General features: G+C 64.0%; 16 protein-coding genes. 10 read left to right on the top strand and 6 right to left on the bottom strand.

Annotation, left to right across the window (positions count from 1 at the left end):
- The first annotated feature begins 9 nt into the window (after positions 1–9).
- The 4 genes from ASE30_RS14915 to ASE30_RS14930 all read left to right on the top strand — a co-directional run bounded on the left by ASE30_RS14915 (position 10) and on the right by ASE30_RS14930 (position 3,240).
- Positions 10–1,887: an ABC transporter permease gene (locus ASE30_RS14915; protein ID WP_057285208.1), complete on the top strand. Its 1,878-nt coding sequence runs from the start codon at positions 10–12 to the stop codon at positions 1,885–1,887.
- The gene (locus ASE30_RS14920) at positions 1,887–2,189 is read left to right on the top strand and encodes a Dabb family protein (RefSeq protein ID WP_057285062.1); all 303 of its coding nucleotides are present in this window, start codon (positions 1,887–1,889) and stop codon (positions 2,187–2,189) included. The genes ASE30_RS14915 and ASE30_RS14920 overlap by 1 nt, the downstream gene beginning before the upstream one ends.
- 184 nt (positions 2,190–2,373) lie before the next feature.
- On the top strand, positions 2,374–3,069 hold the full coding sequence (locus ASE30_RS14925; RefSeq protein ID WP_057285063.1) for a fumarylacetoacetate hydrolase family protein: 696 nt from the start codon (positions 2,374–2,376) through the stop codon (positions 3,067–3,069).
- A gap of 39 nt (positions 3,070–3,108) precedes the next feature.
- Positions 3,109–3,240: an entericidin A/B family lipoprotein gene (locus ASE30_RS14930; protein ID WP_008164311.1), complete on the top strand. Its 132-nt coding sequence runs from the start codon at positions 3,109–3,111 to the stop codon at positions 3,238–3,240.
- Between the two features lie 71 nt (positions 3,241–3,311).
- Here ASE30_RS14930 and ASE30_RS14935 read toward each other — a convergent pair whose 3' ends face one another.
- From ASE30_RS14935 to ASE30_RS14945, 3 genes are read right to left on the bottom strand one after another with little or no spacing between them, the layout of a single operon-like run.
- Positions 3,312–5,018: a PhoH family protein gene (locus ASE30_RS14935; protein ID WP_057285064.1), complete on the bottom strand. Its 1,707-nt coding sequence runs from the start codon at positions 5,016–5,018 to the stop codon at positions 3,312–3,314.
- A gap of 56 nt (positions 5,019–5,074) precedes the next feature.
- Positions 5,075–5,539 carry a peroxiredoxin gene (locus tag ASE30_RS14940; protein WP_057285065.1) on the bottom strand — a complete coding sequence of 155 codons (465 nt, stop codon included), beginning with the start codon at positions 5,537–5,539 and terminating at the stop codon, positions 5,075–5,077.
- Positions 5,536–5,997, bottom strand: coding sequence for an Mth938-like domain-containing protein (locus ASE30_RS14945; protein WP_057285066.1), 462 nt, complete (start codon positions 5,995–5,997; stop codon positions 5,536–5,538). The genes ASE30_RS14940 and ASE30_RS14945 overlap by 4 nt, the downstream gene beginning before the upstream one ends.
- A gap of 233 nt (positions 5,998–6,230) precedes the next feature.
- Here ASE30_RS14945 and alaC point away from each other — a divergent pair, with 233 nt between their 5' ends.
- The 4 genes from alaC to ASE30_RS14965 all read left to right on the top strand — a co-directional run bounded on the left by alaC (position 6,231) and on the right by ASE30_RS14965 (position 10,918).
- A complete protein-coding gene (gene alaC / locus ASE30_RS14950; protein WP_057285067.1) occupies positions 6,231–7,418 on the top strand; it encodes an alanine transaminase in 1,188 nt (395 codons plus the stop codon).
- Positions 7,419–7,610: 192 nt separating this feature from the next.
- Positions 7,611–8,915, top strand: coding sequence for a homoserine dehydrogenase (locus tag ASE30_RS14955; RefSeq protein ID WP_057285068.1), 1,305 nt, complete (start codon positions 7,611–7,613; stop codon positions 8,913–8,915).
- Between the two features lie 193 nt (positions 8,916–9,108).
- A complete protein-coding gene (gene thrC, locus ASE30_RS14960; RefSeq protein ID WP_057285069.1) occupies positions 9,109–10,518 on the top strand; it encodes a threonine synthase in 1,410 nt (469 codons plus the stop codon).
- 178 nt (positions 10,519–10,696) lie between these two features.
- Entirely contained in the window at positions 10,697–10,918 is a 222-nt protein-coding gene (locus tag ASE30_RS14965; RefSeq protein WP_057285070.1) for a YgdI/YgdR family lipoprotein, read from the top strand.
- Between the two features lie 67 nt (positions 10,919–10,985).
- On the opposite strand, the gene ASE30_RS14970 is transcribed toward ASE30_RS14965, so the two are convergent.
- Together ASE30_RS14970 and pepN are read right to left on the bottom strand one after the other, a co-directional pair.
- Positions 10,986–12,005 carry a class 1 fructose-bisphosphatase gene (locus ASE30_RS14970; RefSeq protein WP_057285071.1) on the bottom strand — a complete coding sequence of 340 codons (1,020 nt, stop codon included), beginning with the start codon at positions 12,003–12,005 and terminating at the stop codon, positions 10,986–10,988.
- Positions 12,006–12,015: 10 nt separating this feature from the next.
- Positions 12,016–14,721 (bottom strand): aminopeptidase N, encoded by a 2,706-nt coding sequence (gene pepN, locus ASE30_RS14975; RefSeq protein WP_057285072.1) that lies wholly within the window; start codon positions 14,719–14,721, stop codon positions 12,016–12,018.
- A gap of 150 nt (positions 14,722–14,871) precedes the next feature.
- On the opposite strand from pepN, the gene ASE30_RS14980 reads away from it, so the two are divergent.
- Entirely contained in the window at positions 14,872–15,507 is a 636-nt protein-coding gene (locus ASE30_RS14980) for a DUF4136 domain-containing protein (RefSeq protein WP_057285073.1), read from the top strand.
- Positions 15,508–15,594: 87 nt separating this feature from the next.
- Here the strand turns inward: ASE30_RS14980 and ASE30_RS14985 are convergent, their stop codons facing one another.
- On the bottom strand, positions 15,595–15,984 hold the full coding sequence (locus ASE30_RS14985) for an H-NS family nucleoid-associated regulatory protein (RefSeq protein ID WP_057285074.1): 390 nt from the start codon (positions 15,982–15,984) through the stop codon (positions 15,595–15,597).
- Positions 15,985–16,738: 754 nt separating this feature from the next.
- Here ASE30_RS14985 and tldD point away from each other — a divergent pair.
- Positions 16,739–18,199, top strand: a complete 1,461-nt coding sequence (tldD, locus tag ASE30_RS14990; RefSeq protein ID WP_057285075.1) for a metalloprotease TldD — start codon at positions 16,739–16,741, stop codon at positions 18,197–18,199.
- Positions 18,200–18,301: the final 102 nt, after the last annotated feature.

Here is an 18,301-nt window from a genome sequence, read left to right on the forward strand (position 1 = left end):
AGAATGCACGTGTTCGAAATATTCGGTGTGCCGTCCACGGCACTGTTTGGCCAGCTCCTGCTCGGCCTGATCAACGGCTCCTTCTACGCGCTGCTCTCGATCGGGCTGGCGGTGATCTTCGGGCTGTTGAACATCATCAACTTCGCCCATGGCGCGCAGTACACGGCGGGCGCCTTCCTGGCGTGGATGCTGCTCAACTACGCGGGCGTGAACTACTGGGCCGCGCTGGTGCTGGTGCCGCTCATCATGGCGGTATTCGCCATTGTGGTGGAACGTCTGCTGATCTCGCGGACCTACCGCATGGATCACCTGTATGGGCTGCTGCTCACCTTCGGCATCGCCCTGCTCATCGAGGGCGGCCTGCGCCAGGCCTATGGCGTGTCGGGCCTGCCCTACGTCATCCCCAAGGCGCTGAGCGGCGGGGTCAACCTGGGCTTCATGTTCCTGCCCTGGTACCGCGGCTGGGCCGTGGCGGTGTCGCTGGTGCTGTGCCTCGCCGTGTGGGTGCTGATCGAGAAGACCCGCGTGGGCGCCATGCTGCGTGCGGCCACCGAGAACCCGACCATCGTACGTTCGTTCGGCATCAACGTGCCACTGCTGATCACGCTGACCTACGCGCTGGGCGTGGCGCTGGCGTCGGTGGCGGGCGTGATCGCGGCGCCGATCTACCAGGTCAGTCCGATGATGGGCTCCAACCTGGTGGTGGTGGTGTTCGCGGTCGTGGTCATCGGCGGCATGGGCTCCATCATGGGGGCCATCGTCAGCGGTTTCGGGCTGGGCATCATCGAAGGCCTGACCAAGGTGTTCTATCCCGAAGCCGCCAATCTGGCGATCTTCATCATCATGGTGCTGGTGCTGCTGTGCAAGCCGGCGGGGCTGTTCGGCAAACCGCTACAGGTGCAGAACGTGCTGGCCGCGGAAGCCACGCGCCAGCCCGTGCAGTTGAGCCGCCGCGCGATGCGGGTGACGATGGCCGCGCTGGCGCTGGCGGCGCTGGTCGCGCCCTGGTTCGTGTATCCCACGTTTCTGATGAAGGTACTGTGTTTCGCCTTGTTCGCGGCGGCTTTCAACCTGCTGGTCGGCTATGTGGGTCTGCTGTCCTTCGGCCACGCGGCTTTCTTTGGCGCGGCGGCCTACGCCACCGGCATTGTCATGAAGCTGCTGGGCGCCACGCCCGAACTGGGCCTGCTGGCCGGCGTGTTGACGGGCGGGCTGCTGGGCCTGCTGTTCGGTGCCATTGCGATCCGGCGCCAAGGCATCTATTTCGCGATGATCACGCTGGCGCTGTCGCAGCTTGTCTACTTTATCGCGGTGCAGGCGGGTTTCACGGGCGGCGAGGACGGATTGCAGAGCGTGCCGCGTGGCAAGCTTTTCGGCATCTTCGACCTGGAAGGCGTGATACCCATGTACTACTTCACGCTGGCGGTGTTCGCGCTCGGATACGCCTTTGTCCTGCGCGTGCTGAACTCGCCATTCGGCGAAGTGATCCGCTCGGTGCGCGACAACGAACAGCGCGCCCGTTCGCTCGGGTACTCCACGTCGCGCTACAAACTGCTGGCGTTCACGCTGTCGGCGTCCGTCGCCGGGCTCGCGGGCGGCTTGAAGGTACTGGTGTTCGGCGTTGCATCGCTGACCGACGTGCATTGGCACGCCAATGGCGAAGTGGTGCTGATGGCGCTGCTGGGCGGCATCGGCACCGTGTTCGGCCCGCTCGCCGGAGCGTTCACCTTCGTGTCCCTGCAGAACTATCTGGCGCCGCTGGGCTCGTGGGTGCTGATCGTCCAGGGCGCGATTTTCGTGATGTGCGTGCTGCTGTTTAGAGACGGCATCATGGGGCTGGTGTCGCGCGCATGGCTTGCCGCGACGCGCGCGAAGAAGGAGATCTGATGTACTTGCATGTCGTGATGTTGCAACTGTCCGCCGCCGCCGATGCGCGGTTCCATGCGCGGGTTCAGGATTACTGCGACCGGATCCTGGCGGAATGCGAAGGGGTGGCCGGGTATGCGTTCCGGTCCAACCAGGCCAGCCGCGCCGACGGCCTGACCCACGCCGTCGTGGCGGCCTTCGCGGACGGCCCGGCCCACGACCGCTACCAGGTTTCGGCGGCGCACCAGGAAATGAAGGCGTATATGGCGGACTACATCGAGCGCCTGGTGGTGTTTGATGGGGATATCCCTAGGTTTTCCTGAACAAAACCGGGCCGCGCGGAGGGCGCGGAAAGGGATAAACTCGCGGATGATTTTCAATCGCCGGGCCGCTTCGCCATAAAAAATGCCCCCGTACACGGGACAGCGGGCATCCGGAGCGCGCGCGGCGTCGGGGTAACATGTTTGGCCGGTTCCCGGTCACGTATTTGTCATAGGTTGATAGCTCATGGATTACGTTCTACCTCCTCAGCCGCCCGTCGCGGTTCCCGTTGCCGGCAGCGCCGCGCTGTTTCCGGTACGCCGCGTCTATTGCGTGGGCCGCAATTATGCCGAGCACGCCAAGGAAATGGGGTTCACCGGCCGTGAAGATCCGTTCTTCTTCTGCAAGCCCGCCGACGCCGTGGTGACCGTGGCCGATGGCGAAACCGGCAAGATGCCGTATCCCCCCAAGACCTCCAATCTGCACTACGAGATGGAACTGGTCGTGGTGCTGGGCAAGGGCGGCCGCGATATTCCCGTGGAACAGGCCAATGAGTGCGTCTGGGGTTACGCGCTGGGGCTCGACATGACCCGCCGCGACCTGCAAGGCGAAATGAAGAAGCAGGGTCGTCCCTGGGAAATCGGCAAGGCGTTCGACCAGTCGGCGCCGCTGGGCCCCATCCATCCGCGCAGCGTGGTCGGCACCCTGGACAAGGGCGCTATCTGGCTGGACGTGAACGGCGAACGCAAGCAGTCCAGCGATATCTCGCAGATGCTGTGGAACGTGCCCGAGAGCATTTCCTACCTGTCGGGCCTGTTCGAATTGCAGCCGGGCGACATCATCTTCACCGGCACGCCCGAAGGGGTGGGCGCCGTGCTGCAAGGTGACGTGATCACCGGCGGCGTGGAAGGCCTGGGCGAACTGCGCGTGCAGATCGTCTAAGCTTCAGCACTTTTATTTCATCAGTCCAGGAGTTCCAGCATGCGTGGCAAGATCGTGCTGACCGCCTTCGTCGTTTTCGGGTTTGTGCTGGCCGGTTGCAATACCGTCGCCGGCATGGGCAAGGATATGTCGCGGGCCGGCAATGCCATCACCAACGCCGCCGATAAATAATCGGCCCGCGTTGGAAGTAAAAAAGCCCCTTGATCGCTCAAGGGGCTTTTTCTTTTCTGGACACAGCGGGGTTACAGCACGTCCCCGGCGTAATCGGCCAGGCGCGAGCGTTCGCCGCGCTGCAGCGTGACGTGTCCGGAATGCGGCCACCCCTTGAAGCGGTCCACGACGAACGTCAGGCCCGAACTGCCTTCGGTCAGGTACGGCGTATCGATCTGGGCGACGTTGCCCAGGCAGATCACCTTGGTGCCAGGGCCCGCGCGGGTCACCAGCGTCTTCATCTGCTTGGGCGTCAGGTTCTGCGCTTCGTCGATGATCAGGTACTTGTTCAGGAAGGTGCGGCCGCGCATGAAGTTCAGGGATTTGACCTTGATGCGCGAGCGGATCAGGTCCATGGTGGCGGCTCGCCCCCAGTCCCCGTTGCCTTCCCCGTCGCCCATGTTCAGGACGTCCAGGTTGTCTTCCAGCGCGCCCATCCAGGGCAGCATCTTTTCCTCTTCCGTGCCGGGAAGGAAGCCGATGTCTTCACCGACGGGCACCGTGACTCGGGTCATGATGATCTCGGTGTAGCGTTTGGTCTCGAGCACCTGGGTGATGCCCGCGGCCAGCGCCAGCAGCGTCTTGCCCGTCCCCGCCTGGCCCAGCAGCGACACGAAATCGCATTCCGGGTTCATCAGCAGATTCATGGCGAAATTCTGCTCGCGATTGCGCGCGGTGATGCCCCAGACGTTGTTCTTGCCGTGGGTGTAGTCGCGCAGGGTCGCCAGCACGGCCATCTTGCCGCTGACTTCGCGCACCTGCGCGTACAGCGGCATCTGGCCTTCGAAGTAGACGAACTGGTTGACGACGAACTGCGAGCACAGCGGGCCATGGATGCGGTAGAACGTGGTGCCGCCCTGCTGCCAGGACTCCACATCCTTGCCGTGCTTGTTCCAGAAATCCTCGGGCAACTGCATCACGCCCGAATACATCAGGTCCGAGTCTTCCAGGACGTGGTCGTTGAAGTAGTCTTCCGCCGCCATCCCCAGCGCCCGGGCCTTTAGGCGCATGTTGATGTCCTTGGACACCAGCACCACTTCGCGTTGCGGGTACTTTTCCTGCAGGGCGCGGACGACGCCCAGGATCTGGTTGTCGGCCTTGCCCATGGGCAGGTCGGAGGGCAGGGTGCTGTGAATGGCGGTCGTCTGGAACATCAGGCGGCCGGTTGCATCCTTGTTGCCCAGCTTGGCCAGTTCCAGGCCTTCCTCGAGGTGCGTCGCGTCCTGCACCAGGGCGTCCAGCGAACGGCTGACCTGGCGCGCGTTGCGCGCCACTTCCGACATGCCCTTCTTCTGGTGATCCAGCTCTTCCAGCGTCATCATCGGCAGGAAGATGTCGTGCTCTTCGAAGCGGAACAGCGAGCTGGGATCGTGCAGCAGCACATTCGTGTCCAGGACGAACAGCTTGCGCGGAGCGTTCTGAGCGCGCGCCTTGCCGCGCTTGGAGGGCGCCGGGGCGGGCTTGGCCTGGGGGCGCGTTTCCGCGCGGACGGCTGGCGCGGGCGGAGGCGGCGGCACCTGGCGGGCGGGCGCGGGAATCTGCGCCTTGCGGGCCGGCGAGGCCAGACCATCAAGTTCCGGCTGGACCAGCAGCTCGTCCTCGGCGTCTTCGGCGAGGGCGGCCTGGGTATTGGACCGCGCAGCGGCAGTCTTGGTCGTGCGGGCCTGCGCTCGGGCGGATTCGCCCGAGGGGAAGGTCAGGATGGCTGCGGGGCGGGTAGGCAACTTCGGAAGCGGCATATGCGTCACTCTCCTGTGTGGGCCGGCTATAGCGCCTGACGGGTCTTTCCTTGCAACTAACCGATGCTTTTGGCTGCTTGCAGGACTTCCTTGGCGTGGCCCGGGACCTTCACCCCGCGCCACTCCTGCACCAGCACGCCATAGGCATCGATCAAAAAGGTGCTGCGTTCGATGCCGCGCACCTGTTTTCCATACATATTCTTCTGCTTGATGACGCCGAACAGATTGCAGACGGTTTCGTCGGCGTCGGAGATGAGAGGAAAGGGAAGTTCGTACTTGGCTTTGAAATTCTCATGCGACTTCAGCGAGTCGCGCGAGATGCCGATCACGATCGCGCTGGCGGCCAGGAATTCGGCGTGCAGGTCGCGGAAATCCTGGCTTTCGGTGGTGCAGCCCGGCGTGTTGTCCTTGGGATAGAAGTACAGGATCACGGCGCGCCCCTGACATTGTTCCAGGCTGATCGGGCCTATCGTGCTCTCGGCGGTGAATTGCGGGGCAGACTTGCCTATGCTGGGCGTCATTTAGCGGATGCTCCATGGGGAGGAATGAGGGCGACGACCACGCGCCGGCCCTCGGCCATCAGGATGTTGTAGGTGCGCGAGGCGGCATGTGTGTCCATGATCTCGACGCCTATGCCCGCCGCCAAAAGGGGACGCAGCACATCGGGGCGCAGGAACTGTTGCCGGGCGCCCGTGCCCACCAGCAGCACTTCGGGCGCATTGGCCGGCCGGCTGGGGGCGGCTTCTGGTTCGTCCAGAAAAGCCATGGGGTCGCGGACGGGCTCGGACAATCCGGCCGCCTGGAGCAAGAGAGATGAGGTGATGTCGGCCGGCGACTGAACGGGCCAGAGGGTAACTTCGCCTTCCGGGCCGAAAGCGACCGAGGAGGAAAAACGTACCTGGTTGACCTCGATATAGCCATCACCGTAGGCGGTGACAGTGTTCAGAGCGGCCGTCGCAGGATCGGTATGCAGCTTCAATAAAAACTCCGGCTTTACGTGCTTGATAATAGCGCATCGGACACGCCGCATGTTGCAACGTATCCACCAGGAAAAGGGGCTTTTTCCGCCCCATTTGCCGCCTAGGCGTCGTTGCGCTAGATTACAGGGTTTTGTTGCGCTGCAAACGTGTGCTGGCGCGGCTTTGAGCCCCTTTCCCCTTCGCGCGACCGCGCCCTGGTTTATTTGCCTTTTCGCCCCTAAGGATTCCCATCATGAGGAAGTTCTCTCGCATTGAGCGTTTGCCCCCGTACGTTTTCAACATTACCGGCGAGCTCAAGATGGCGGCGCGCAGGCGCGGCGAAGACATCATCGACATGTCGATGGGCAATCCGGACGGCGCGACTCCCAAGCACATCGTCGACAAGATGGTGGAAGCCACCTCGCGCCCGACCACGCACGGCTACTCGGTGTCCAAGGGCATCCCGCGTCTGCGCAAGGCGATCTGCGACTGGTACCAGCGCCGCTACGCGGTCGAGTTCGACCCGGACTCCGAAGCCATCGTCACGATTGGCTCCAAGGAAGGCCTGGCCCACTTGATGCTGGCCACGCTGGACCGCGGCGACACCGTGCTTGTGCCCAATCCCAGCTACCCGATCCATATCTATGGCGCCGTCATCGCCGGCGCCAACATCCGCTCCGTGCGCATGACGCCGGGCGTGGACTTCTTCGAGGAGCTGGAACGCGCCGTGCGCGAATCCATCCCGAAGCCCAAGATGATGGTGCTGGGCTTTCCCAGCAACCCCACCGCCCAGTGCGTGGACCTGTCGTTCTTCGAACGTGTGGTGGCGCTGGCGAAGGAACACGACATCCTCGTCGTGCATGACCTGGCCTATGCCGACATCACCTTCGACGGCTACGTGGCCCCTTCCATCATGCAGGTTCCCGGCGCGCGCGATGTCGCGGTCGAGTTCTTCACGATGAGCAAGAGCTACAACATGGCGGGCTGGCGCATCGGCTACATGGTCGGCAACCGCGAGCTGGTCAATGCGCTCGCGCGCATCAAGAGCTATCACGACTACGGCACGTTCACGCCGATCCAGGTGGCGTCCATCGCCGCGCTGGACGGCCCGCAGGATTGCGTGAACGAAATCGTGGCGCAGTACCAGAGCCGCCGCGACGTGCTCGCGCGCGGCCTGCACGAAGCAGGTTGGAATGTGGAGATTCCCAAGGCGTCCATGTACATCTGGGCGCAGATCCCCGAACCCTACAGGGCGATGGGCTCTTTGGAATTTGCCAAGCGTGTCCTGTCGGATGCGAAAGTGGCCGTGTCCCCCGGGATCGGCTTCGGCGAGTATGGCGACGAATACGTACGCTTCGCTCTTATCGAAAACGAGCAGCGCACCCGCCAGGCGGTGCGCGGCATCAAAGATATGTTCCGCAAGGACGGATTGCTGAAGTGAATGAAGCCCACCCCCGCAGCGCTGCGCGCTTCCCCCTTAAGGGGGCATGCCAGCAGACCGGCGGAGCCGGATCTGCGGCGTCCCGATAAGGGGTGACCGCTATCTTGCGTCGGGGGTGCTGCGCAGCATCACACAGCATTATGGAGAACTGAAATGAATTCCCCTCAACGCCCGCCCGCAGAGGGCGGCGCGATGAATCCCATGAAGGTGGGCCTGCTGGGTCTTGGCGTGGTTGGTGGCGGCACATGGACCGTGCTGTCCCGCAACGCCGAGGAAATCGCGCGCCGCGCCGGCCGCCGCATCGAGGTCACCCGCGCCGCCGTGCGCGACGTCGCCAAGGCGCGCTCGCGCGTGGGCGACTCGATCCACGTCGACACCGACGTGCACGGACTGGTGCGCGATCCCGAGATCGACATCGTCGTCGAACTGATCGGCGGCGACACGCTGGCGCTCGAACTGGTGCTGGAAGCAATCGCCAACGGCAAGCACGTGGTGACCGCCAACAAGGCGTTGCTGGCCAAGCACGGCAACGAGATCTTCGCCGCGGCGTCCGAACGCGGCGTGATGGTGACGTTCGAAGCCGCCGTCGCCGGCGGCATCCCCATCATCAAGGCGATCCGCGAAGGCCTGACGGCCAACCGCATCCAGTGGGTGGCCGGCATCATCAATGGCACCACCAACTTCATCCTGTCCGAAATGCGGTCGCGCGGCCTGCCGTTCGCCGAGGTGCTGGCCGAGGCGCAGCGCCTGGGCTACGCCGAAGCCGATCCCACATTCGACGTGGAGGGCGTGGATGCCGCGCACAAGCTGACCTTGCTGGCCTCGCTGGCCTTCGGCGTGCCGGTGCAGTTCGATCGCGCCTACATCGAAGGCATTTCGCAACTGGCGGCCGAAGACATCGAACACGCCGAGCGCCTGGGCTACCGCATCAAGCTGCTGGGCATCACCAAGCGCCGTCCCGATGGCATCGAGCTGCGCGTGCATCCGGCGCTGGTGCCGTCCGAGCGCCTGCTGGCCAACGTCGAAGGCGCGATGAACGCCGTGCTGGTCAAGGGCGACGCCGTCGGTCCCACGCTGTACTACGGGCAAGGCGCGGGCGAAGAGCCCACCGCCTCGGCTGTCGTGGCCGACCTGGTGGACGTGACCCGCCTGCATACCGCGGATCCGGGCAATCGCGTGCCGCACCTGGCCTTCCAGCCGGACGCCATGTCGGATACGCCGATCCTGCCGATCGAACTGGTCAGCACCTCTTACTACCTGCGCCTGCGCGTGGACGATCAACCCGGCGTGCTGGCGGACATCGCCCGCATTCTGGCCGACCGCTCCATCTCCATCGGGTCGATGATCCAGCAGCCCTCACATATCGGCGGCGCGGACATCATCTTCCTGACGCACGAGGCGGTGGAAGGCAACGTCAACCAAGCCATCGAACGCATCGAGTCCTTGCCCTTCGTGCGGTCCAAGGTAACGCGGCTGCGCGTGGAAAACCTGACGTGAAGATCCACCCCCGAAGTGCCTCCGGCGCTTCCCCCTCAAGGGGGCGCCGCCAGCGGACCGGCGGAGCCGGCTCCGCGGCGGCCCCGCTTGGGCTGCACCGGTGCCACGCGGCTCGGGGGTCTCGACTGCACAATTCAGCACTGCATGCGCTCGCCCCGGGACGGGGCGCGCAGCGCATACCGGAGGAACTCGCATGAAATACATCTCTACCCGCGGCGGCATGGCCGCCCTGACGTTCTCCGACATCCTGCTCGAAGGCCTGGCGCCCGATGGCGGCCTGGCCGTGCCGGAATCGCTGCCCCAGGTGTCCGAGCAGACGCTCGAATCCTGGCGGGGCCTGCCGTACGCGGACCTGGCGTTCGAGGTGCTGTCGCTGTTTGCCACCGACATTCCCGCGGACGATCTGCGCCGCCTGACCCGCGCCGCCTACACGCAACAGATCTTCAACAGCGAAGACATCGTGCCGCTGCGTCCGCTGAACGGCGGGCTGTCGCTGCTCGGCCTGTCCGAAGGGCCGACGCTGGCCTTCAAGGACATGGCCATGCAGTTCCTGGGCCAGGTGTTCGAATACGTGCTGGCCAAGCGCGGCACCACGTTGAATATCGTGGGGGCCACCTCCGGCGATACCGGCTCGGCCGCGGAATACGCCTTGCGCGGCAAGCAGGGCGTGGCGGTGTTCATGCTGTCGCCGCAAGGCCGCATGAGCGCCTTCCAGCGCGCGCAGATGTATTCCCTGCAGGACGAGAACATCCACAACATTGCCGTGCGCGGCGTGTTCGATGAAGCGCAGGACATCGTCAAGGCGCTGGCGGGCGATCTGGCTTTCAAGAGCAAGTACCGGCTCGGCGCGGTGAATTCCATCAACTGGGCCCGCATCGCCGCCCAGGTGGTGTATTACTTCCACGGATGGCTGCGCGCCACCAGCAAGCCGGGCCAGCAGGTCTCGTTTGCCGTGCCCTCGGGCAACTTCGGCAACATCCTGTCGGGCCACATCGCGCGCAGCATGGGCCTGCCCATCCGCCGCCTGGTGCTGGCCACGAACGAGAACAACGTGCTGGAGGAATTCTTCCGCAGCGGCGTCTACCGCCCGCGCCCGGCCGAGCAGACTTACGCAACGTCCAGCCCGTCGATGGACATCTCGCGCGCCTCGAACTTCGAGCGCTTCGTGTTCGACCTGGTGGGCCGCGACGCGGGCCGCGTGAAGGAATTGTGGGCCGCGGTCGCGCGCGACGGATCGTTCGACCTGTCCGATTTGAAGCCGGAGTTCGAATCCCGCTATGGTTTCGTGTCTGGCGCCAGCTCGCACGACGACCGCCTCGCGACGATCCGGTCCGTGTATGAAGAGACGGGCGTGCTGATCGATCCTCACACCGCCGACGGGGTGAAAGTCGCCCGCGAATTCGTCGAGTCCGGCGTGCCGATGCTGGTGCTGGAAACGGCCTTGCCGGCCAAGTTCTCCGAGACCATCGAAGAGGCGCTTGGCCGTCCCGCCACGCCGCCCGGCAATCTGGCGGACCTCGAATCGTTGCCTCAGCGCGTGCAAACCATGGATTGCGACCAGGCATCCGTGCGCCGATACATCGAGGCAAACGCCAAGGTGTAAAGGCGGCTTGCCGCTTGTGTAAGGTTGCAACCCCTCGCAGGCGCCGCCCGCGAGGGGTTTTTCACATATGGGGGTGGGGCGGATTACGTTCTCATGCACTTTTCCCACAACCCGACACGAATTCGGGGCCAGGTTCGGATACAGTGAATTCACCTATTCACAATCGGAGAACACGCCCATGAATCTGAAGACCATGACGTTGGCCCTGGTGGTGACCGGAGTTGGGGTGCTGGCCGGATGCTCGTCGCCCTCGGTCATTCAGCAGCGGGACGGAACCTCTACCGTGACGCCCGACGCACCCGAATACAACAAGAAGTCGGACATGTACGAATACGACAAGGACGGCAAGAAGGTTCAGATCAACAAGGACGATGTGAAGTCCATCGAAGAGGTCAAGTAAGCGCACCGCGTGTCTGACCCAACAAAAACCCCGGCCCAGGCCGGGGTTTTTGCATGGGCGGAAGGGCTTACTTGCCGGCGTCTTCCGCGTGATAGCGGCCCACGCGCTCGACTTCGTTCTTCGAGCCCAGGATCACGCTGACGCGCTGATGCAGCTTGTCGGGCTGGATGTCCATGATGCGCTGCGTGCCGTTGATTGACGCGCCGCCTGCCTGCTCGATCAGGAAGCTCATCGGATTGGCCTCGTACATCAGGCGCAGCTTGCCGGCCTTGCCGGGCTCGCGCGCGTCCCAGGGATACATGAAGATGCCGCCGCGGGTCAGGATGCGATGCACGTCCGCCACCATCGAGGCGATCCAACGCATGTTGAAGTCCTTGCCCAACGGACCGGTCGAACCGGCCAGGCAGTCGTCGATGTAGCGCTTCACGGGGGGAGCCCAGTGGCGCATGTTCGACATGTTGATGGCGAACTCCTTGGTGTCTTCCGGCACGCGGATGTTCTCGTGCGTGAGCACCCACGAACCCATTTCGCGGTCCAGAGTGAAGCCGACCACGCCATTGCCGATGGTCAGCACCAGCATGGTCTGCGGGCCATAGACGGCGTAGCCGGCCACCACCTGCTTGTTGCCCGGCTGCAGGAAGTCGTCTTCGCAGACCGGCGCGCCCGATACGTCGTGGGGCGCGTGCAGCACCGAGAAGATGGTGCCGATGGACACGTTCACGTCGATGTTCGACGAGCCGTCCAGGGGATCGAACAACAGCAGGTATTCGCCCTTGGGGTAGCGGTTCGGGATCAGATGGATGGTTTCCATCTCTTCCGAGGCCATGGCCGCGAGGTGGCCGCCCCATTCATTGGCTTCCAGCAGGATTTCGTTGGACAGCACGTCCAGCTTCTTCTGGACTTCGCCCTGGACGTTTTCGCTTTCCAGGCTGCCCAGGACGCCGCCGAGCGCGCCCTTGCTGACTGCATGGCTGATGGCCTTGCAGGCGCGCGCGACCACTTCGATGAGCAGTCGCACTTCCGGGGCGAGGGCTTGGGCGGAGCGTTGTTGCTCCACCAGGTACTGAGTGAGTGTTTTGCGTTTCAAAAGGGTCTCCCTATGCTGCGAATTCTAAAGCCTTGGATACGATTTCCTGCACGTTGCGCGACAGGCCATCATGCTGGCGCACCTGCTGCAGGGCGGTCTGCATGGGCGTGCGCAACGCGGGTACGAAGCGCGACCAGTTGTCCAGCGCGCGCGCCAGACGGGCGGCGATTTCCGGGTTGAGCGCGTCCAGCGCCAGCACCTGTTCAGCCCAGAAGGCGTAGCCCGAACCATCCGGGTGGTGCATGCCGCGGGCGTTGTTCAGGCAGAACTGGAAGATCAGCGCGCGGGCGCGGTTCGGGTTGCGCAAAGTGAAGGCCGGATGCGTCATCAGTTTGCGCGCGGTCTGCACGGTGGTCGAGCGGGCGGTGGCCTGAAGGGCGAACCACTTGTCCACCACCAGCGGGTTGTCGCGCCACTTGTCGTAGAACGCCGCTAGCGCTTCCTGCGGAAACTCGCCCTGCCCGTAGTTGATCAGGGCGGACAGCGCGGCCATGCTGTCGGTCATGTTGCCCGCCTGGCCGTACTGCCGTTCGGCCAGGCGCTGGGCCTCTTGTTCGCCGGCGGCCATCAGGTGGCTGAGCGCCAGGTTCTTCAGCGCGCGCCTGCCGGCCGGAACCGGGGCGGGGCTGTATTCGCCCGGGGTCTGGTTGTCGTCGAAGGCGTGGCGGAACTCGGCTTCGAGCTGACGTCCGAGTTCGGCGCGCAGAAAGTCGCGGGCCACGGCCAGCGCGGGCGGGTCGACCTGCTGCATGCGTTCAGCCAGGGTCTTTTCCGACGGCAGGGCCAGCGCGCGGGCGCGGTACGCGGCGTCCAGCGCCGGGTCGGTGAGCAGCGCGCGCCATGCTTCGATGAAGGCGGCGTCGGCGTGCAGCGTGCGTCCGGCCTGGCGGGCTTGGGCCAGCGCCAGGATCTGGCGGGTGGCCAGTTCCTGGCCGGCTTCCCAGCGCGCGAAGGGGTTGCTGTCATGCGCGGACAGCAGGGCCAGTTCCTCGTCGGTCCAGTCGTAGCCCACGATGACGGGCGCCGAGAAGTCGCGCAGCAGCGACGGCACGGGACGGTCGGCGATGTCGTCGAACACCCATTGCTGGCTGTGCGTCGTCAGTTCCAGCAGAGCCGTTTCGGTGACGGCTCCGTCTTGGCGCAAGGGCAGGGCGCGGCCGTCGCGGTCCAGCAGGCCGATGGCGAAGGGGATGTGATAGGGCGCCTTGACGTAGTCGGCGCCGGCCTTTCTTTCGACGCCCACCGGCTGGCAGTCCTGGGTCAAGGTCACGGTGCAGCGGCGGGCCACGGCGTCGTGATCGAGCTTGACCGTGACGCGCGGCGTGCCCGCCTGGCGGTACCAGCGGCGGAACACGGACAGGTCGCGGCCGGGCTGCTGGCGCACGTAGACAGACTCCATGGCGTCGACGAAGTCGTCGCAAGTCACGGCCTGGCCATCGTGGCGGCGGAAGTATTCGTCCATGCCGGCGCGGAAACCCGCCTCGCCCAGCAACGTGTGCTGCATGCGGATGACTTCGGCGCCTTTCTCGTACACGGTGGCCGTATAGAAGTTGCCGATTTCCTGGTAGCTTTCCGGACGGATCGGGTGCGCCATGGGACCCGCATCTTCCGGGAACTGGGCGGCGCGCAGCGCCACCACGTCGTCGATGCGCTTGACGGCGCGGGCGCTGGCCGCCGCGGTGGCGTCCATGCCGTGCGCCATCATGTCCGCGCTGAATTCCTGATCGCGGAAGACGGTCAGGCCTTCCTTCAGGCTTAGCTGGAACCAGTCGCGGCAGGTGATGCGGTTGCCGGTCCAGTTGTGGAAGTACTCGTGTCCAATGACGGACTCGATGCCTTCGTAGTTGGCGTCCGTGGCGGTGTCCGCATCGGCCAGCACGTAGGCCGCGTTGAAGATATTCAGGCCCTTGTTCTCCATGGCGCCCATGTTGAAGTCATGGACGGCCACGATCATGAAGCGGTCAAGGTCCAGCTCCAGCCCGAAGCGGGTTTCATCCCAGCGCAAGGCCCGCACCAGCGAATCCAGCGCCCACTCGGTCTTGGTTTCGGAGCCGGGATCGCTGTAGACCTGCAGCAGCACGTCGCGCCCGCTTGCCGTCTTGACGGTGGTTTCGCGGTGTGTCAGGTTGCCCGCCACCAGCGCGAATAGGTAGCAGGGCTTGGGGAACGGGTCTTCCCATTCCACCTCGTTGCGGCCATCCGGCAATTGGCGCGTAGCGATCAAGTTGCCGTTGGACAGCAAGACGGGATAAGCCGGCTGCGCACGCAGGGTGACGCGGTAGCGGGACATGACGTCGGGCCGATCGGCGAACCACGTAATGCGCCGGAAGCCTTCCGCCTCGCATTGCGTGAAGAAATTGCCGCCTGACACGTACAGTCCCATCAGCGTGGAATTGGCGGACGGCTTGCAGCGGCTGACGATCTCGACCGTGGCATCGGCCGGCAGGCCCTGCAGCGCAAGACTGTGATCGGACAGGTGGTAGCTGTCGGCGGACAGCGCCGCGCCATTCACGCCTACCGAGACGAGTTCCAGGTCTTCTCCGTCCAGGATCAAGGCGGCGTCGGCGCTGGCTCCGGCCTTGCGCTGCACTCGCATCGTGCAACGAACTTCGGTCGCGTCGGGCGCAAGATCGAAGGCGAGAGCGACTTCGGGAATGTCGTAGGGGTAGGGCTGGTAATCCTTGCGGTATACAGTAACGGGCGTTTCGGTGCGCATGGGATTGCAGTCCTGTGGGAACGAGGGGTCTATTGTAGTGGCTGGCTGCTGGGCTCGCCCTGGGGCTTACGGGCTAGCCGTAAACTTTTGGCAAGCGGGCATGTCAAAGGTCAGTATGATGGGCGCCGTCGCACACGAGGAGTTGCAAAAATGTCCAAACCGTCTTTGTTCAGCAGTGTGGGCCGTTGGGCCGGTATATTGGCCGTGCTCGGGGTGCTGACGTTGACGGGTTGCGCGGCCCCCACCGTGTCGGCAAGAGTGACCTCATTTCAGCAATGGCCGGCGGGCGTCGAAGGGCAGACCTACCAGTTCGTCCCGGCGGATCCGTCGCAAATCAATAATCTCGAACACCAGTCCTTCCAGGATATGGTGCGGGCCGGCATCGGCGCGACCGGATTGATCGAGGCCAAGCAAGGCGTCAAGGGCCGCTTCGATGTGTCGTTCCGCCATGGTTCCTCGCAGACCCAGGTAATGGTGCGCCGTCCTTACGATCCGTTCTTTTACGGCGGATATGGCGGATTCTACGGACCGCGGCCGTGGGGGATGGGCGCGGGTTTCTGGGGGCCGGACTGGGTGGATGTGCCGATGGTGGTTCAGCGGAATTCCCTTACCCTGCACATCCGCGATACCCAGCAAGGGGGCGCGGAGGTATACCGCTCGACCGCTTTCATACTGAGCGAGAGTGACGATTTCATTCGGACCATGCCCTTTCTGGTCCGAGCAATATTTGACAATTTCCCGGGGAATAATGGCTCGGAACGCGAGATTCAATTCCCGCTGCGATGAGCCGGACAGCGTCCGGAGCCAACTTCGTTAAATAAAAACGGCGCACCAAATTGGTGCGCCGTTTTGTTTCTTACTGAAGAATAGGTTTTATTCTTTGATAAGAAAGCTCTCGCGCGTGGCGCCCGAGGCTTCTTCGGCGGCCAGCCAGCGCGGCGCCTTGCCGCGACCGCTCCAGGTTTCCCCGGTTTGGGGGTGGCGATACTTCGGCGCCACCGCGCGTTTGGCAGCGTTGGCGGCGCGGGCGGGGGCGCCGGCCTTGCGGCGCGTGCCGGTGCCGGTGGCGGCGCGGGCGGGCTTGCCGGCACCGAAGGCTGCGATGATCTCTTCAGGGGTGATGTCGTACTCGCGCATCGAAGTGATGATCGAGGTGATCACGGGCTTGCGGCGCTTCGTTTGTAGGACCTCAGCCTTCTTCTGGAGCTTGTTGATTTCCTTTTCGATCTTTGCTTGCAGAGCTGCGTATGTTTCTCGGGCCATGGTTTATTCCTGATTATGGAACTGCTTTAATCGCCGGCGAAGTTATGTTTATTTGTTGTGCTTCGCATAATACAGAAGTTACGCCTTGACTTCGCTATTTTCGGACTAATTACTTTGTATCAAAAGAGCGGTATAGCGATTTCGCTTGTGGTCGGCCGCAGTGAGCAAGTATTGGGATGGTTATTCTCAAATTTGGGACAACCGGAAACATCCGCTTGCTTGATTCGCATAGCGGCCGAATGGGCTGTTGGGGCCTGCCGGACAACCCCTCCTTTGTTTCGTGGAGCGAGCAGGCAGGCGGCTTTGCGGCCCGCCGCGCTCGGGAATCGGTGCAGCCGGCCGATATTCGATGTGCCGCCTCCGGAGGGCGCTTTCGCCGCTCGGGGTGATGACGCGCCTTGAACTAAATCGGCGTGTTCAAAGCCGCCATGCATTTTGTGCTTCTCAACCTTCGAGAATGATATGGAGGGCTCGGGCGTCGCGGCTTGCCGAAGATTTCATTTTCTTGTCAGGTTGTATGACGACTTCCGCGGCCGCCATCGCCCAACCCCCAGGAGGTTAACTTGATACCCAATATTCCGTCCCCATCTATTCCTTTCCGAATAATCCGGTCATTTAGTCCTTGCGCCTCCCGCAGCCGGGTGCCCCATCTTTTGGCGGCGTTCGGGACGGCGGGGGCATGTCGGCGTTACGATACGGTCTTGAGCGTCATCGCGCGCGTGCGCGGCCGCGCCGCCGCCCCTGAATAGAGCCTATGAAAATCATCGATCCCGCTATTGCATCCCTGGCCACCGCCAAATCCCTTTTGCTAGACCCTTGGGGGCTGACCGAAGCGGACATGGCGCGGGCGCTGGGTGAAATCTTCACCCACAAGGTCGACTACGCCGACTTGTACTTTCAGTACACGCGCAGCGAAGGCTGGAGCCTCGAAGAGGGCATCGTCAAGACGGGCAGTTTCTCGATCAGCCAAGGCGTCGGCGTGCGCGCCGTGAGCGGCGAGAAAACCGCCTTTGCCTATTCCGATTCGTTGTCGGCCGAAGCCCTGCTGTCGTCCGCGCATGCGGTGCGCGGCATCGCCCGCCGCGGCGCCGGCAAGGTGAAGGTCGCCGCCCAGGTCGAAGCCGAGATCGGCCGTAGCCTCTACGCCGATATCGACCCCGTGGCCACGCTGAGCGCCCCCGAAAAGGTGGCGCTGCTGGAACGCGTCGAGCGCATGGCGCGGGCACGCGATCCGCACGTGATTCAGGTCATGGCGGGTTTGGGGGCCGAATATGACGTGGTGCTGGTCGCCGGCAGCGATGGCCGCCTGGCCGCTGACGTGCGCCCGCTGGTTCGCCTGTCGCTGACCGTGATCGCCGAACGCAATGGCCGCCGCGAGATGGGCCACGCGGGCGGTGGCGGACGCCTGGGACTGGCGTACTTCACGGACGAGATGCTGCAAGGCTACGTCGAGCGCGCCGTCCATGAGGCCATGGTCAACCTGGAGGCGCGTCCCGCGCCGGCGGGCGAGATGACCGTGGTGCTGGGTTCGGGTTGGCCCGGCATTCTGCTGCACGAAGCCGTCGGCCACGGCCTGGAAGGCGATTTCAACCGCAAGGGTTCCAGCGTGTTTTCCGGCCGGATCGGAGAACGCGTGGCGTCCAAGGGTGTCACGGTAGTGGACGACGGCACCATCCCCGACCGCCGCGGTTCGCTCAATATCGACGACGAAGGCAATGCCACGCAGCGCAATGTGCTGATCGAAGACGGCATCCTGCGCGGCTACATGCAGGACACCCTGAACGCCCGCCTCATGAAAACCGCCGCGACGGGCAACGGCCGCCGGGAATCCTTCGCGCATCTGCCCATGCCGCGCATGACCAACACGTACATGCTGGCTGGCGACAAGCCCGCCGAAGAAATCGTGGCGTCCGTCAAGCGCGGGCTGTACGCGGTCAACTTTGGCGGCGGCCAGGTCGACATCACCAACGGCAAGTTCGTGTTTTCGGCCTCCGAGGCCTACATGATCGAGGACGGCAAGGTGACCTATCCGGTCAAGGGCGCCACCTTGATCGGCAACGGTCCCGACGCCATGAACCGGGTCACCATGATCGGCAATGACCTGCAACTGGATTCCGGCGTGGGCACGTGCGGCAAGGATGGCCAGAGCGTGCCTGTCGGCGTGGGCATGCCAACGGTGCGCATGGAAGGCCTGACGGTCGGCGGAACGGCCTGAGGCGTTCCGGGGGCCGTCCCGCCGGCAAAACCGGCGTGACGGCCCTAAAAAACTGTGCTAGAGTCAATCCCCATGAAATTCGCGTCCCCCGCCTTTTATTTT

Origin of the sequence: Achromobacter sp. Root83, from assembly GCF_001428845.1 — a bacterium.
Taxonomy (GTDB): Bacteria; Pseudomonadota; Gammaproteobacteria; order Burkholderiales; family Burkholderiaceae_B; genus Achromobacter.

What these genes read in the sequence shown, in the direction of transcription:
- ASE30_RS14920 (WP_057285062.1), top strand. Translation starts at nt 1,887, where the DNA reads ATGTACTTGCATGTCGTGATGTTGCAACTGTCCGCCGCCGCCGATGCG.
- ASE30_RS14925 (WP_057285063.1), top strand. Translation starts at nt 2,374, where the DNA reads ATGGATTACGTTCTACCTCCTCAGCCGCCCGTCGCGGTTCCCGTTGCC.
- ASE30_RS14930 (WP_008164311.1), top strand. Translation starts at nt 3,109, where the DNA reads ATGCGTGGCAAGATCGTGCTGACCGCCTTCGTCGTTTTCGGGTTTGTG.
- ASE30_RS14935 (WP_057285064.1), bottom strand. Translation starts at nt 5,018, where the DNA reads ATGCCGCTTCCGAAGTTGCCTACCCGCCCCGCAGCCATCCTGACCTTC.
- ASE30_RS14940 (WP_057285065.1), bottom strand. Translation starts at nt 5,539, where the DNA reads ATGACGCCCAGCATAGGCAAGTCTGCCCCGCAATTCACCGCCGAGAGC.
- alaC (WP_057285067.1), top strand. Translation starts at nt 6,231, where the DNA reads ATGAGGAAGTTCTCTCGCATTGAGCGTTTGCCCCCGTACGTTTTCAAC.
- ASE30_RS14955 (WP_057285068.1), top strand. Translation starts at nt 7,611, where the DNA reads ATGAATCCCATGAAGGTGGGCCTGCTGGGTCTTGGCGTGGTTGGTGGC.
- thrC (WP_057285069.1), top strand. Translation starts at nt 9,109, where the DNA reads ATGAAATACATCTCTACCCGCGGCGGCATGGCCGCCCTGACGTTCTCC.
- ASE30_RS14965 (WP_057285070.1), top strand. Translation starts at nt 10,697, where the DNA reads ATGAATCTGAAGACCATGACGTTGGCCCTGGTGGTGACCGGAGTTGGG.
- pepN (WP_057285072.1), bottom strand. Translation starts at nt 14,721, where the DNA reads ATGCGCACCGAAACGCCCGTTACTGTATACCGCAAGGATTACCAGCCC.
- ASE30_RS14980 (WP_057285073.1), top strand. Translation starts at nt 14,872, where the DNA reads ATGTCCAAACCGTCTTTGTTCAGCAGTGTGGGCCGTTGGGCCGGTATA.
- ASE30_RS14985 (WP_057285074.1), bottom strand. Translation starts at nt 15,984, where the DNA reads ATGGCCCGAGAAACATACGCAGCTCTGCAAGCAAAGATCGAAAAGGAA.
- tldD (WP_057285075.1), top strand. Translation starts at nt 16,739, where the DNA reads ATGAAAATCATCGATCCCGCTATTGCATCCCTGGCCACCGCCAAATCC.